Here is a 12,246-nt window from a genome sequence, read left to right on the forward strand (position 1 = left end):
GCTCGCACCGCTACCGTGCTCGCACCACTACCGTGAGAGCGGCGCATCCGTCACGAGAAGGCCGCCGACGACGACATCAGGGGGAACGATGACCGACACGACCACTGCGCGCACTTCGGGCTGGAAGGCGTTCTGGAACCGAGGCGGCTGGTGGAAGGCGTTCGGACTCGCCGTCGTGTACCTGGCCGTGTACCAGCTGCTCCCGTTCGCGGCCCTCCCGTTCACGCAGGGCGTCGTCGATCCCGATGACCCGTTCGCGACGCCGGGCAGCGTCTTCGTCGCCCTCGCGCTCCCGGTCATCCTCGGCTCGGTGGTGCTGCTCGTCTTCGCGTGGTCGATCGGCTGGCTCCCGAAGCCGCTGTTCGCCCACCAGCCCGTGAAGGGCAGCTGGTGGATGTGGATCGCCCCCGTCCTCGTGGCGATCCCGATCGTGCTGCGGCTCATCGGGATCGACTACGGAGCCTATTCGGCCGGCGTGGTCGCGATGACCTTCGTCGCGGGCGCGTTCATCGGCCTCTCCGAGGAGCTCCTCACCCGCGGACTCGCGGTGACGCTGCTGCGCCGGTGCGGCTACAACGAGTGGGTCGTGGCAGCGCTGTCGACCCTGATCTTCGCGCTGCTGCACAGCGTCAACCTGTTCACGGGGCAGTCGATCGCGACGGTCGGCTTCACCCTGCTGTACGCGTTCGCCTTCGGCATCCTCATGTACCTGACGCTGCGCGTCACGGGCAACCTCATCTGGCCGATCATCCTGCACGCGCTGACCGACCCCACCACGTTCCTCGCGACCGGCGGCATCGACCAGGCGAACGCGGCGTCGCAGGACCCCCTCCTCGTGCTCGCGGGACCGGCGACGTTCCTGCTCATCGCCGCCGCATTCGTGCTGCTCATCTTCATCCGCGGGAACGCGCATGGGCACGCCTCGGCGGAGGAGGCGGAGCGGGATTCGCAGCCGACGACCGCCTGAGCGGCCGCTCTCAGCTCGACCGGATGATCACGACTCCGGGAGCTCGACCGTGTACGAGACGATCTCGCTGATGCGCCCGTCGACGAAGTCGTAGACGTCGCAGGAGGCGACGATCGAGACGCTCCCGTCGGCCTCGCTGTAGCGGGCGAGGCTGTCGACCACGACGCTGTCCTCGCCGACCACGGTGCGGAAGCGCTGGAACTCCGTGGTGACCTCGGCGAGGTCGTGCGCGGTGGCCTTGCACGCCTTCTCCACCTTCTTGCGGCCGAGCAACGGCTTGCTCCCCACCAGCGTCCAGACGACGTCGTCGGCGAGATGCGGCAGCGCGACGTCGAACCGATGGCTCGAGAACGCGCGTGCGATCTTCTCGGTCGTGAGGTCGGTCGTGAGCTCCATTGCTGTTGCCTCCCCGCGCGGCATCCCGCGCTACGGCGATGATGATGCGCTCAGCCTACGCGCGCAGCTTCCGCGGGCGCGAGCACCGAAGCAGGGCGTCCCGTCTCAGCGTCCGTCAGCACGCGGACCGTAGGCGGCGAGGAAGACGCGCACGGCGTCCGCGACGTGACGTCGTCGCTGCGCCGGCCCGGGGATGCCCCTGTCGCCGAGCAGCATCGCGCGGTTGACCGGCTCCCCCATGACGAGCCAGTTGAAGTGCGTGGCCGCGACGAGCGGGTCGTCGACGGTGAGCCGAGCGCTCGCATCGAGCTGCGCGAACACCGCCGCAAGCGACTCGATCGCCCGCTTCGGGCCGCGGTCGTAGAGCGCCTCGGCGAGTTCGGGGAAGCGGCCGACCTCGCCGATCACGAGGCGACGGAGCTGGAGCAGCCGCGGCGTCATCACGATCTCGAGCTGGCGATCGGCGTACGCCTCGAGGTAGGCGCGCACGTCGACCACGCCGGCGGGATCGAGCACGTCGTGGTGCACGCGGTCGCCCGCGGCATCCGTCATCGAGGACACGAGCTCGACGAACAGCGCCTCCTTGCTGCCGAAGTGCTTGTACACCGTCTGCTTCGACACCTGGGAGCGCGCCGCGAGCTCGTCCATGTTGGTGCCGAGGTAGCCGCCCGCCAGGAACATCTCCTCGGCCGCCTCGAGGATCGCGCGGTGCTTCCGCTCGGTGCGGCCGATGGGCCTCGCAGCCGCGGTGTCGTTCGCCGCCGTGTCGTTCGCCATCGAGCCTCCCCTTGACGTGCAGTACTGATCAGTCTAGTCTCGTCACAACGGAACTATACGGTCTAGTTTGATTCGAACTCGACCCCGACACGATCGGATGTCGCGCATGAGCGAGTACGTCACCACCACCTTCGGCGACCGCGTCGCCTACGACCGCCGGGGCTCGGGTCCCGCCCTGGTCTTCGTCGCGGGCGCGGGCCCCTATCGCGCTATCGATCCCTGGACGACCGAGACGGCCGAGCTCATGGCCGAGACGGGCGTGCAGACCGTCGTCTACGACCGCCTCGGTCGTGGGGAGAGCATGGCCGAGGGTCGCATCGACCTCGACCGCGACCTCGCCGCACTCGCGGCGCTCATCGAGGTCGTCGGGGGCAGCGCCGTGCTCTGCGGGCACTCGTCGGGCTGCTCCATCTCCCTGATGGCGGCGGTGCGCGGCCTGCCGGTCACGGGTCTCGTGCTCTGGGAGCCGCCGTTCGGCGCCGTCGACGGCGGTGCCCGCGAGTGGGCCGACGAGGTCGAGCGCCGGATCGACTCGGGCGACCTCGAGGGCGCGCTCGAGCACTACATGAAGGACATGCCGCCCGAGTGGCTCGAGGGCGCACGGCAGTCGCCCGACTACCCGCTGTACGTCTCGCAGGTCGTGAGCTACCGGGCCGACGGCGCCTCCCTCGCCTGGGTCGAGTCGGCGCCGCTCGCAGAGCTCCTCGGAGACCTCCGGATGCCGGTGGAGGTGCTGCTCGGCGAGGAGACCTTCCCCGAGCTGTTCGACGCGGCCGAGGCGATCGTCGCGGCCGTTCCGGGAGCCCGCTGGCGCCAGGTGCCGGGAGCCGACCATTCGTGGGAGCCCGGAGCCATGGCCCGGGAGCTCACGGAGTTCGTGACCGCGGCCACCCGAACGCGGGCGTGACGCGCGGCCGCCCGCGACAGCCGCGCCGACCCGCGGCGGCCGGGCGCACCCGTGACGCAGCAGTGCCCCGGTTCGATCGAACCGGGGCACCGGATGAGCCGTTCGAGGCGCCGCGTCAGCCCTGACGGGCCTTCATGCGCGGGTTCGACGGGTTGATCACGAACGTGCGACCGCGCCGACGCACCACCTTCGCGCCACGCTGAGCGGCGAGCGACTTGATCGATGCGCGTACCTTCATGGGGACCTCCTCCACGTTATCGAAAACCATTCTCAACAACGTGGAGGAGGTCGTGCGTATTCCCGCCCTCGCATCAGGTGCGGACGATCGCCACCCCCTGCGACGGCAGCGCGAGACCGGATGCCGCAGCCCCGCTCAGCACGTCGGTGCCGTCGAGGCGCAGCTCCGCGGCATCCGGCCCGTGGTTGATGACGAACGTCAACTCGCCCCGGCGAACGACCTCGACGTCGCCCGCGCGTGACGGCGACGTGGTCGGCGACGACGGCACCTCGACGCCGGCGTCCTCGACCACGCGCGACACGAGCCGCGCGAGCCCGTCGCGGTCGGGCAGCGTCGCCACGTACCACGCAGCCCTGCCGGCCTCCCCGGCGTCGCCGGAATCGCGCCGGGTCACCGCGGGCCTCCCGGCGAGCGCGCCCTCGGTGAACGTCGCGAGCGTCTCGGCGTCGTCGACGCGCACGACCTCGGCCCACACCGATCCGGATGCCGCGCCGCCGACCACGTCGCCCTCGAGTGCGACCGTCGGTGCCGCTCCCCCGCCGACCGCCCCGAGGTCGGGTGCGGCGGGCGGGGCGAACTCCTCGATCCAGACGCCGAGCGCGCGACGCAGCGGTTCGCCGAGGTAGCCGCCGAGCCGCACGTGCAGGTGCTCGTCGGTGATCGCCGTGCCGAAGCCGACGACGAGCGTGCCGCCCGCCTCGGCGAACGCCGCGAGCGACGCGACCTGGGCGTCGGTCGCGACGAAGTGCGCGGGCGCCACGACGACGCGGTAGGCCGAGAGATCGCCGTCGGCGCGCACGAAGTCGACCGCGAGGCCGAGCGACGTGAACGCGCGATGCCACGCGAAGAGCACCTGCACGTACGAGACCGCGGTGGGCGAGGCGGGCTGCTCGATCGCCCACCAGCTGTCCCAGTCGAGCGCGATGGCCACGCTCGACGGCACGCGACTGCCCTCGAGGCCGACGCCCGGCTCCGACAGCCGCCGCAGCTCGCCGCCGAGCTGCTCGATCTCGCGCCAGACCCGGGTGTCGGTGCCGCCGTGCGGCACCATGCCCGAGTGGAACTTCTCGGAGCCGGCCGCCGATTGCCGCCACTGGAAGAACAGGATGCCGTCGGCCCCGCGCGCGACCGACTGGTACGACCACGCGCGCATCATGCCCGGGGCCTTCGGCGCGTTGCGCTGCCGCCAGTTCACGGCGCTCGGCGACTGCTCCATGAGCAGCCACGGCGCACCGCCGCCGAGCGAGCGCATGAGGTCGCGCACCATCGCGGCGTACGCCGGCGAGTCGGGGTCGGCGGGATCGGGATACGTGTCGTCGGACACGATGTCGACGTGCGGGGCCCATGACCAGTAGTCGACGGGCTTGAAGAAGCCCATGAAGTTCGTCGTGATCGGCACGTCGGATGCCGCGCGGATGACCTCGACCTCCGCCCGGTGGAGGGCGAGCAGCTCGTCGCTCGAGAACCGGTCGAAGTCGAGCAGCTGCGTCGGGTTGCGGAACGTCGGCGCCGCTCGCGGCGGCTCGACCTCGTCGAACGCGTCGTAGCGCTGCGACCAGAACGCGGTGCCCCACGCGCGGTTCAGCTCCTCGATCGTGCCGTACCGCGCCTCGAGCCAGGTGCGGAACGCCGCGGCCGACACGTCGCAGTAGCACCGGCTGACGTGGCATCCGTACTCGTTGTTGACGTGCCAGAGCTCGAGCGCCGGGTGCCCTGCGTACCGTTCGACCATGCGCTCGACCAGGCGCTTCGCGTGCGCGCGGTAGACGGGCGAGCTCGGGCAGTACTGCTGCCGGCTGCCGACGGCGAGGTGCACGCCGTCCTCGGTGACGGGCAGGGTCTCGGGATGCCGCTTCGCGAGCCACGGCGGCGGCGACGCGGTGGCCGTGGCGAGGTCGACGCGGATGCCGCCCGCGTGCAGCGTGTCGAGCACGTCGTCGAGCCAGGCGAAGTCGTACTCGCCCGGACGCGGCTCGAGGCGCGCCCACGAGAACACGGCCACCGTGGCGAGGTTGACGCCGCCGCGCTGCATGAGCCGCACGTCCTCGTCCCAGACCTCCCGCGGCCACTGCTCGGGGTTGTAGTCGCCGCCGTACGTGATGCTCATCCCTTCACGCTCCCCGTGGCCAGGCCGCTCTGCCAGTAGCGCTGCAGGAACAGGAAGGCGATGATGAGCGGCACCACGGCCACGAACGAGCCGGTGATCACCGTCGAGAACAGCGCCTGTGCACCGCCGCCCGCCGACGCGGCCGCCTGGATCTGCGCCAGGCCGACCGTGAGCGGGTAGAGCTCCGAGCTGTTCAGCATGATCAGGGGCAGGAAGTAGTTGTTCCAGGTGCCGACGAGCGAGAACAGGAACACGGTGACGAGTCCCGGTCCCAGCAGGCGCAGGCCGACCTGCCAGAAGATGCGGAACTCCCCCGCCCCGTCGACGCGCGCCGCCTCGATGAGGCTGTCGTCGATCGCGTCGGCCGAGTACACGCGCATGAGGTAGACGCCGAACGGACTCACGAACGACGGGATGATGATCGCCCACGGGGTGTCCGTGAGGCCGGCCGACGCGAACAGCAGGTAGGTCGGGATCGCCAGCGCCGTGAGCGGGATCATGATCGCGCCCAGCGTGACGCTGAACAGCGCCTTGCGTCCCGGGAAGTCGAACTTCGCGAACGCGTAGCCCGCCATCGCCGCGAGGAGCGTCGCGCCTGTCGCCGAGACGAGGGCGTACACGATCGTGTTGAGGACCCACCGCAGGTAGATGCCGTCTCGCACCGTGAACAGCGTCTGCAGGTTCTCGAGCAGCGAGAAGTCGCCGCCGAACCAGAGGCCGAAGGTGGAGAACAGCGCCGCGTTCGACTTCGTCGACGAGACGAACAGCCACCACAGCGGGAGCACGAAGTACAGCACGCAGAGCCAGAGCACCACCGTGAGCAGTATGCTCCGACGCTTCTCCGGCACGTAGGGCCGGCCGGCACGGCGTCCGTTGCCCGCCGCGTCGCCGATGGTCACGGCGGCTCGGGTGTCGAGGTCGGTCATGTCCAGTTCCTTTCACGACGCTCGCGGCGCTCGGCGCTGAGCTGGACGATGTACGAGACCACGGCGATGACGATCCCGAGGAGGAATGCGAGTGCCGCGGCGTAGTTGATCTCCTGGTTGATGAACGCCACGTTGTACGCGTAGTAGTTCGGCAGGATGTCGTTCGTGATCGCATTGCCCGCGATCGCGTTGAGCAGGCTGGGCTCGCTGAAGAGCTGGAACGTGCCGATCACCGAGAAGATCACGGTCAGCAGGATCGCCGGGCGGATCGAGGGGATCTTCACGCTCCACGCCACCCGGAACTGCCCAGCACCGTCGATCTCGGCCGCCTCGTAGAGCTCCGACGGGATCGACCGCAGCGCGGCGTACATGATGATCATGTTGTAGCCGATGAACTCCCACGTGACGATGTTCATCATCGAGTAGAGGATCGTCTCCGGGGTCAGGAATTCGGGCGTCCCGAGGCCGATCGCGCGGGAGACCTGGGCGATCGGGCCGAAGTCGGGACCGTAGAGGTAGCCCCACATGAGGGTGGCGACCACGGCCGGCACCGCGTAGGGCATGAAGATCAGCAGGCGGATGGCCTTCGAGCCGCGCGCCCGCCGGCTGTCGAGGGCGAGCGCGAAGAACAGCGACAGGGCGAGCATGATCGGCACCTGGATGACGAAGAACAGGACGGCCCGGCCGAGGCTCCCGAGGAAGCTCGGGTCGGTGAGCGCTCGGACGTAGTTGCCGAGCCCGGTGAAGACCTCGCCGCCGATGAGCTTCGACTCGAAGAGGCTGAGGTAGCCCGCGTAGGCCAGCGGCACGATGAGCATCGCGATGAACACGACCATGAACGGGAGGATGAACAGGTACGCCGCGATGTTCTGCTTGCGCTTGGTCGTAGACCCATGGCGTTTCGGCGGCGCGGTGGCGGTGGGGCGCTCGACGGCGAGCGCCGAGGATGACGACACGGCAGGCTCCTGACTCTTGATGGTGGACGGGGGAAGGTGACGGGGCGTCCGCCGTTGCCGTGCGGCGGACGCCCCGCGGGCTCACTCGACGGTGAAGCCCTGGTCCTCCGCGTACTTCACGAGCTGGTCCTGCCACGTGTCGAGGGCGGCCGCGATGTCGCCCTTGTCGGCGATCACCGTGCCCATCGTCTCCTCGTAGCTGGAGTACACGTAGTCCATGAACGGCAGCCACTGGAAGTCGGTGTCCACGGTCGTCGAGATCTCGGCGAACAGCTTGTTCACCTGCTGGCCGCCGTAGAACTCCGACTCCTGGTCGGCGAACGTCGGGTCCTCGAGCACCGAGACCTGCGGAGGGAACAGGAACTGCTCCGTCGCCAGCATCATCGCGGACGCCTGGTCGGTGTTGATGAACTTCGCGAGCTCGTAGGCCGCGATCGGGTTCTCGCTCGAGGCGAGCACCGCGTCGGACGAGCCGCCCCAGTTGCCCGAGACCTCCTCACCGGCATCCCACTGCGGCAGCGGCGCCGCGCGCCACAGGCCCGAAGTGGTCTCGGCCGTGCCCTGGAGGAAGATCGGCCCCCAGGCCGCGGTGAGCCACCCGGCGTACTTGCCGTTCGCGAGGCCCTGGTACCACTGGTCGTTGAAGTCGACGTCGGTCGAGATGAGGTCCTGCTGGATCAGGTCGGTCCAGTAGGTCGCGACCTCCTTGGCCTCGTCGCTGTTGACGGCGATCCGCACGGTCTCCTGGCCGTCGTACCCGAACGGCTTGACCCCGCGCTGCCAGAAGAAGCCGATCATCTGGCCGGCCTGGGTAGCGCCGACGTTGGAGATGTAGGACCCCGTGGCATCCTTCACCGCCTTCGCGGCCGTCGCGTAGTCGTCCCAGGTGGCGGGCGGCTCGGTGATGCCGGCCGCCGCGAGCAGGTCCTCGCGATAGAGGTTGCCCATGGGGCCGACGTCCTGTGGCACCGCCCACACCTCCTCGTCGGGCGAGACCTGGTTCCAGGCCCAGTCGACGAAGTCGCCCGAGAGGTCGTCGCCGCCGTAGGGCGTCAGGTCGAGCAGGGACTCGGGGAGCACGAACGACGGGATGTACTGGTACTCGATCTGCGCGACATCCGGTGCGCCCTCGCCCGCCTCGATGGCGCTGCGGAGCTTCTGGTAGTGCGGCAGGCCCTGGCCGACGTTCTCGACCTTGACGTCGATCGCGGGGTACTGCTCCTCGAAGAGCTTCACCTCGTTCTCGATGTCGGGGACCCAGGTCCAGAAGGTGAGCTCGGTGGGCGTGTTGAGCGCCTCCTCGCGCTGCTCGTCGGTGATCGGCTCGGTCTGGCCGCCGTCGTTCCCGCCGCCCGGAGTGCAGCCGGAGAGGACCAGTGCCGTGACGAATGCGCCGGCGCCCAGCGCCAGTGCTGCTCTTGGTGTCTTCCTCATGTCCTTCTTCTTCCTCTGGTGGTGCTTGCCTGTATCGGTAGTGCGTGTCTGTTCGGTATTCGGTTAGGTGGTGACCGGCGTCGCCGGTCGCCTCACCCGTCGATGAGGGTCAGCGTCGACCATGCAGCGAGGGGGAGTTCCGTGCCGGCCGCGTGCGCGGCGGCGGAGACCGCGTCGGTGACGTCGCGGTCGAGGGTGATGGCCGTCTCGGCCCAGCTCCAGTTGAAGACGAACCAGGCGCGGCGGCCGTCGGGCAGCGAGCCGGATGCCACGGTGACCGGCAGTGCGCGATCGGCGGCGAGCTCGTCGGCGATGGGCGACGGCACGGCCCAGCGCACGAGGTCGGCGGCGAGCTCGGGCGACGGCACGGTGCCGACGACGGTGATGCGGCCCGAGCCGTGCGCGTTCGTCGTGATCGCGGGGAAGTCTCCGAAGCGCGGGTGCTCGTAGCGTGCGAGCACGTCCGCGCCGTCGACGATGAGCCCATCGGCCCAGAGGCGGGCGGCGGCGCCACCGGATGCCTCGAACGGCGCGGTCGCGGCCACCGCGAGGTCGTGGCGCAGGTTCGAGAATTCGTCGTAGTGCACGCCGGCGGCGTCGGCGAGTCGCGCGGGGGCGACCTCGACCCGTGCCCGGGCCTCCTCGTCGCCGTAGCCCGTGCGGATGCCGACGACGAGGTGCCCGCCGGCGGCCGCGTAGTCGCGGAGCAGGTCGAGGTCGGCGTCGGATGCCGCGTACAGCGCCGGAGCGATGAGCACCGGGAACCGGCTCGCGAGCTCCGCGGCGCCGAGGTCGTGCGCCTGCGCCACGTGCACGATGCGGGACTGCGCGCCCGCGTCGACGACGCCCCGGTGGAACGCGTCGACGATGCGCTGGTACGCCGTGCGGTCGGGCGTGCCGTCGGCCGTCGCGAGCGGCGGGAAGAACTCGAGCGCGAACCGGCTGTCGTTCGACCACAGGATCGCGACGTCGGCGTCGGGCTCGTACCCGTCGAGGGCATCGCCGATGGCGCCGAGGTCGGCGCCCACGCCGGCCAGCTCGTGGTAGACGCGACCGGGCTCCAGGCTGTGCGGCAGGACGCCGCCCCAGTACGTCTCGGTGCCGTAGGGCAGGGTGTGCCAGTGCCAGTACTCGATCATGGCGGCGCCGCGCGAGATGAACGCGAACGCCGCCTGCCTGAGCTGGCCCGGGTACGGGGGGAGGTTGAACTCGGAGCCGCCGATCGACTGCGCGTCGGTCTCGGTCACGAGGAACCGGGACTGCTTGGAGGAGTACATGCGGTCTGCCTGGCGGAGCAGCGCCGCGACACCCGAGGTGGTCCACGGCGTGACCGGCTCGAGGTCGAGGGTGGCGTCGAGGTGGTCCTGCATCGCGTAGTACGGGTTGCCGGCGGTCACGTCGAGCGCCTCGACGAGCTGCTCGTCGGCGAGGGCCGGGCGCGGGTAGGCGATGCACGTCGTGACGAACTGCCCCGGCCGGGCGTACTCGCGCACGAGCTCGGCCTGCCAGGCGATGAACTCGGTCGTGAGGTCGGCCTGGTAGCGGCGCCACGCGAGGTCGTACTGCGGCAGCGTGTTGCCGTCGGGCGTCCACAGGTCGGACCAGTCCGACAGGCGGTGCGACCAGTAGGTGAGGCCCCACTCGCGGTTCAGCGTCTCGACGTCGCCGTACTGCGCCATCAAGCGGCGCACGAAGCGCCGGAAGCTGCCGCGGTTGTGGAAGAGCAGCATGCCCGGCTCGTTGTCGACCTGGAAGCCGATCACGGCCGGATGTTCGGCGTAGCGGGCGACGACGGCGCGGATCACGCGCTCGGCGTGGAACCGGAAGGCCGGGTGCGAGTAGTCCACCTCCTGGCGAGCGCCCCACGGCATCGGCTCCCCGGTGCGGACCTCGCCGGCGATCTCGGGATAGGCCGTCTGCAGCCACGGCGGCACCGCGTACGTCGGCGTGCCGAGGATGACCGAGATCCCCCGCTCGTGCGCGCCGTCGAGCACCGGCTCCAGCCAGTCGAGGTCGAATTCCCCGTCGCGCGGCTCCCACGTCGACCACACCGACTCCCCCACGCGGATCACCGTGAAGCCCGCCTCCTGCATGAGGTCGAGGTCGGCCTCGGTGCGCTCGTCGCGGTGGTACTCGGCGTAGTAGGCGGCTCCGAAGAGGATGCCGCTCGGGAACGGTGCGGGCTGGGGGGAAGGCATCTGCTGCGTACTCCGTTGTCGGCGAGCCGGGTGACCCCGGTGTCTGCGAAGTCAGGATGTTTTCGACAACATCTGACGAAATCCAGAATGTTGCCGATAACATCGTCTTGTCAAGCAACATTTCGGCATCGTGACGAATGGCCCTCGTTCCGGGTGTCGTGGTGCCGCACGTGATTCGGGGAGGATCGGGGGGATGAGCGAGAGCACGACCGCGATGGAGCGATCGCCGGGTGCGCCGCAGCAGAAGCCGGCGACGATCTACGACGTCGCGCAGGCGGCCGGCGTCTCCCACCAGACGGTGAGCCGCTTCCTCAAGGGCTTCGAGGGCATCCGCCCCGAGACCCGGAAGCGGGTCGAGCGCGCGCTCGACGAGCTCGGCTATCGTCCCAACCTGACGGCTCGAAGCCTGAAGTCCGGCCGCTCGCACCGCATCGGCGCCCTCACGCACGACCTCTCGCAGGTGGGGCCGAGCCGCGTGGCCGAAGGCGCGAGCGCCGCCGCACGCGAGGCCGGGTACGTGCTCGACTTCATCTCGCTCGACGTGCGCAACCCGCGGGCGATCGAGGAGTCCGTCGAGATGCTCACGCAGCACGACCTCGCGGGTGTCCTGGCCCTCTCGAACACCGACGAGATGACGCGAGCGTTCGAGACGACGGAGTTCCGTGTGCCGGCGTTCATCCACACCGAGCCCGACGACGCGATCACGGGGCATCCGACCGACCGCAACGGGGTGGGCATCCCCGCCCTGATCGACCACCTCGCCGGCCTCGGACACCGCACGCTGCTCCACATCGCCGGCCCCCGCAACTGGACGGCGAGCCGCAACCGCATCCTCGCCTACGAGGCGGGCATCGAGCACGCCGGGCTGGCCTCGGCGGGCATCCTCGCCGGCGACTGGTCGGCCCGGTCGGGCTACGAGGCGGTACGCTCCCGCGCCGACCTCGACGCGACGGCCATCCTCGCCGCCAACGACCAGATGGCGCTCGGCGCGATGCTCGCGCTCAAGGAGCGCGGGCTCCGCGTGCCCGACGACGTGAGCGTGGTCGGCATCGACGACATCCCCGAGGCCGCGTACTACGACCCGCCGCTCACGACCGTGCGGATCGACTTCGACAGCCGGGGTCGCCAGACGCTGCTGACCCTCCTCGCGCAGATCGAGGGCACCGATGTGCGCCCGATCGACGTGCCGCCGCCCCAGCTCGTGGTGCGCAGGTCGTCGGGGCCGGCGCCCCGGCTCGTCGGCGGCATGAGCGGCTGACACGGATACCCCGGTCGCGAGGGGGGAATGCGACGGGGGCATCCGCGGGCACGGGGAGGACTTTCCGGGACTCTAGGCATCG

The 12,246-nt window shown here is 70.1% G+C and carries 11 protein-coding genes; 3 read left to right on the forward strand and 8 right to left on the reverse strand.

Going from position 1 to position 12,246, the window contains the following annotated elements:
- Positions 1 to 88 precede the first annotated feature (88 nt).
- Positions 89 to 967 carry a CPBP family intramembrane glutamic endopeptidase gene (locus tag ACWEOH_RS04255; RefSeq protein WP_452028544.1) on the forward strand — a complete coding sequence of 293 codons (879 nt, stop codon included), beginning with the start codon at positions 89 to 91 and terminating at the stop codon, positions 965 to 967.
- A gap of 27 nt (positions 968 to 994) precedes the next feature.
- Here ACWEOH_RS04255 and ACWEOH_RS04260 read toward each other — a convergent pair whose 3' ends face one another.
- Positions 995 to 1,363 (reverse strand): nuclear transport factor 2 family protein, encoded by a 369-nt coding sequence (locus ACWEOH_RS04260; RefSeq protein WP_452028546.1) that lies wholly within the window; start codon positions 1,361 to 1,363, stop codon positions 995 to 997.
- Positions 1,364 to 1,468: 105 nt separating this feature from the next.
- Positions 1,469 to 2,140 carry a TetR/AcrR family transcriptional regulator gene (locus ACWEOH_RS04265; RefSeq protein WP_452028548.1) on the reverse strand — a complete coding sequence of 224 codons (672 nt, stop codon included), beginning with the start codon at positions 2,138 to 2,140 and terminating at the stop codon, positions 1,469 to 1,471.
- Between the two features lie 106 nt (positions 2,141 to 2,246).
- Between ACWEOH_RS04265 and ACWEOH_RS04270 the strand changes: the two genes are divergently transcribed.
- On the forward strand, positions 2,247 to 3,047 hold the full coding sequence (locus ACWEOH_RS04270) for an alpha/beta fold hydrolase (protein WP_452028550.1): 801 nt from the start codon (positions 2,247 to 2,249) through the stop codon (positions 3,045 to 3,047).
- A 115-nt stretch (positions 3,048 to 3,162) separates the two neighbouring features.
- Here the strand turns inward: ACWEOH_RS04270 and rpmJ are convergent, their stop codons facing one another.
- The 6 genes from rpmJ to ACWEOH_RS04300 all read right to left on the reverse strand — a co-directional run bounded on the left by rpmJ (position 3,163) and on the right by ACWEOH_RS04300 (position 10,906).
- Positions 3,163 to 3,285, reverse strand: coding sequence for a 50S ribosomal protein L36 (gene rpmJ, locus ACWEOH_RS04275; RefSeq protein ID WP_148732402.1), 123 nt, complete (start codon positions 3,283 to 3,285; stop codon positions 3,163 to 3,165).
- 73 nt (positions 3,286 to 3,358) lie between these two features.
- Positions 3,359 to 5,392: a beta-galactosidase gene (locus tag ACWEOH_RS04280; protein ID WP_452028552.1), complete on the reverse strand. Its 2,034-nt coding sequence runs from the start codon at positions 5,390 to 5,392 to the stop codon at positions 3,359 to 3,361.
- Positions 5,389 to 6,318: a carbohydrate ABC transporter permease gene (locus tag ACWEOH_RS04285; RefSeq protein WP_452028554.1), complete on the reverse strand. Its 930-nt coding sequence runs from the start codon at positions 6,316 to 6,318 to the stop codon at positions 5,389 to 5,391. Before ACWEOH_RS04285 ends, ACWEOH_RS04280 begins: the two co-directional genes overlap by 4 nt.
- Complete coding sequence (locus tag ACWEOH_RS04290; RefSeq protein ID WP_452028556.1) at positions 6,315 to 7,274, reverse strand: carbohydrate ABC transporter permease; 960 nt, start codon at positions 7,272 to 7,274, stop codon at positions 6,315 to 6,317. Before ACWEOH_RS04290 ends, ACWEOH_RS04285 begins: the two co-directional genes overlap by 4 nt.
- Before the next feature lie 81 nt (positions 7,275 to 7,355).
- Positions 7,356 to 8,708, reverse strand: a complete 1,353-nt coding sequence (locus tag ACWEOH_RS04295) for an ABC transporter substrate-binding protein (protein WP_238476205.1) — start codon at positions 8,706 to 8,708, stop codon at positions 7,356 to 7,358.
- Positions 8,709 to 8,800: 92 nt separating this feature from the next.
- Positions 8,801 to 10,906: a beta-galactosidase gene (locus tag ACWEOH_RS04300; RefSeq protein ID WP_452028558.1), complete on the reverse strand. Its 2,106-nt coding sequence runs from the start codon at positions 10,904 to 10,906 to the stop codon at positions 8,801 to 8,803.
- Between the two features lie 193 nt (positions 10,907 to 11,099).
- On the opposite strand from ACWEOH_RS04300, the gene ACWEOH_RS04305 reads away from it, so the two are divergent.
- Positions 11,100 to 12,164, forward strand: a complete 1,065-nt coding sequence (locus tag ACWEOH_RS04305; protein ID WP_452028560.1) for a LacI family DNA-binding transcriptional regulator — start codon at positions 11,100 to 11,102, stop codon at positions 12,162 to 12,164.
- Positions 12,165 to 12,246: the final 82 nt, after the last annotated feature.

The organism is Agromyces sp. NPDC004153 (assembly GCF_053603635.1).

Bases quoted from the DNA above. Each gene is read 5' to 3' on its own strand.
- ACWEOH_RS04255 (WP_452028544.1), top strand. From the start codon at position 89: ATGACCGACACGACCACTGCGCGCACTTCGGGCTGGAAGGCGTTCTGG.
- ACWEOH_RS04260 (WP_452028546.1), bottom strand. From the start codon at position 1,363: ATGGAGCTCACGACCGACCTCACGACCGAGAAGATCGCACGCGCGTTC.
- rpmJ (WP_148732402.1), bottom strand. From the start codon at position 3,285: ATGAAGGTACGCGCATCGATCAAGTCGCTCGCCGCTCAGCGTGGCGCG.
- ACWEOH_RS04295 (WP_238476205.1), bottom strand. From the start codon at position 8,708: ATGAGGAAGACACCAAGAGCAGCACTGGCGCTGGGCGCCGGCGCATTC.
- ACWEOH_RS04265 (WP_452028548.1), bottom strand. From the start codon at position 2,140: ATGGCGAACGACACGGCGGCGAACGACACCGCGGCTGCGAGGCCCATC.
- ACWEOH_RS04270 (WP_452028550.1), top strand. From the start codon at position 2,247: ATGAGCGAGTACGTCACCACCACCTTCGGCGACCGCGTCGCCTACGAC.
- ACWEOH_RS04305 (WP_452028560.1), top strand. From the start codon at position 11,100: ATGAGCGAGAGCACGACCGCGATGGAGCGATCGCCGGGTGCGCCGCAG.
- ACWEOH_RS04285 (WP_452028554.1), bottom strand. From the start codon at position 6,318: ATGACCGACCTCGACACCCGAGCCGCCGTGACCATCGGCGACGCGGCG.
- ACWEOH_RS04280 (WP_452028552.1), bottom strand. From the start codon at position 5,392: ATGAGCATCACGTACGGCGGCGACTACAACCCCGAGCAGTGGCCGCGG.
- ACWEOH_RS04300 (WP_452028558.1), bottom strand. From the start codon at position 10,906: ATGCCTTCCCCCCAGCCCGCACCGTTCCCGAGCGGCATCCTCTTCGGA.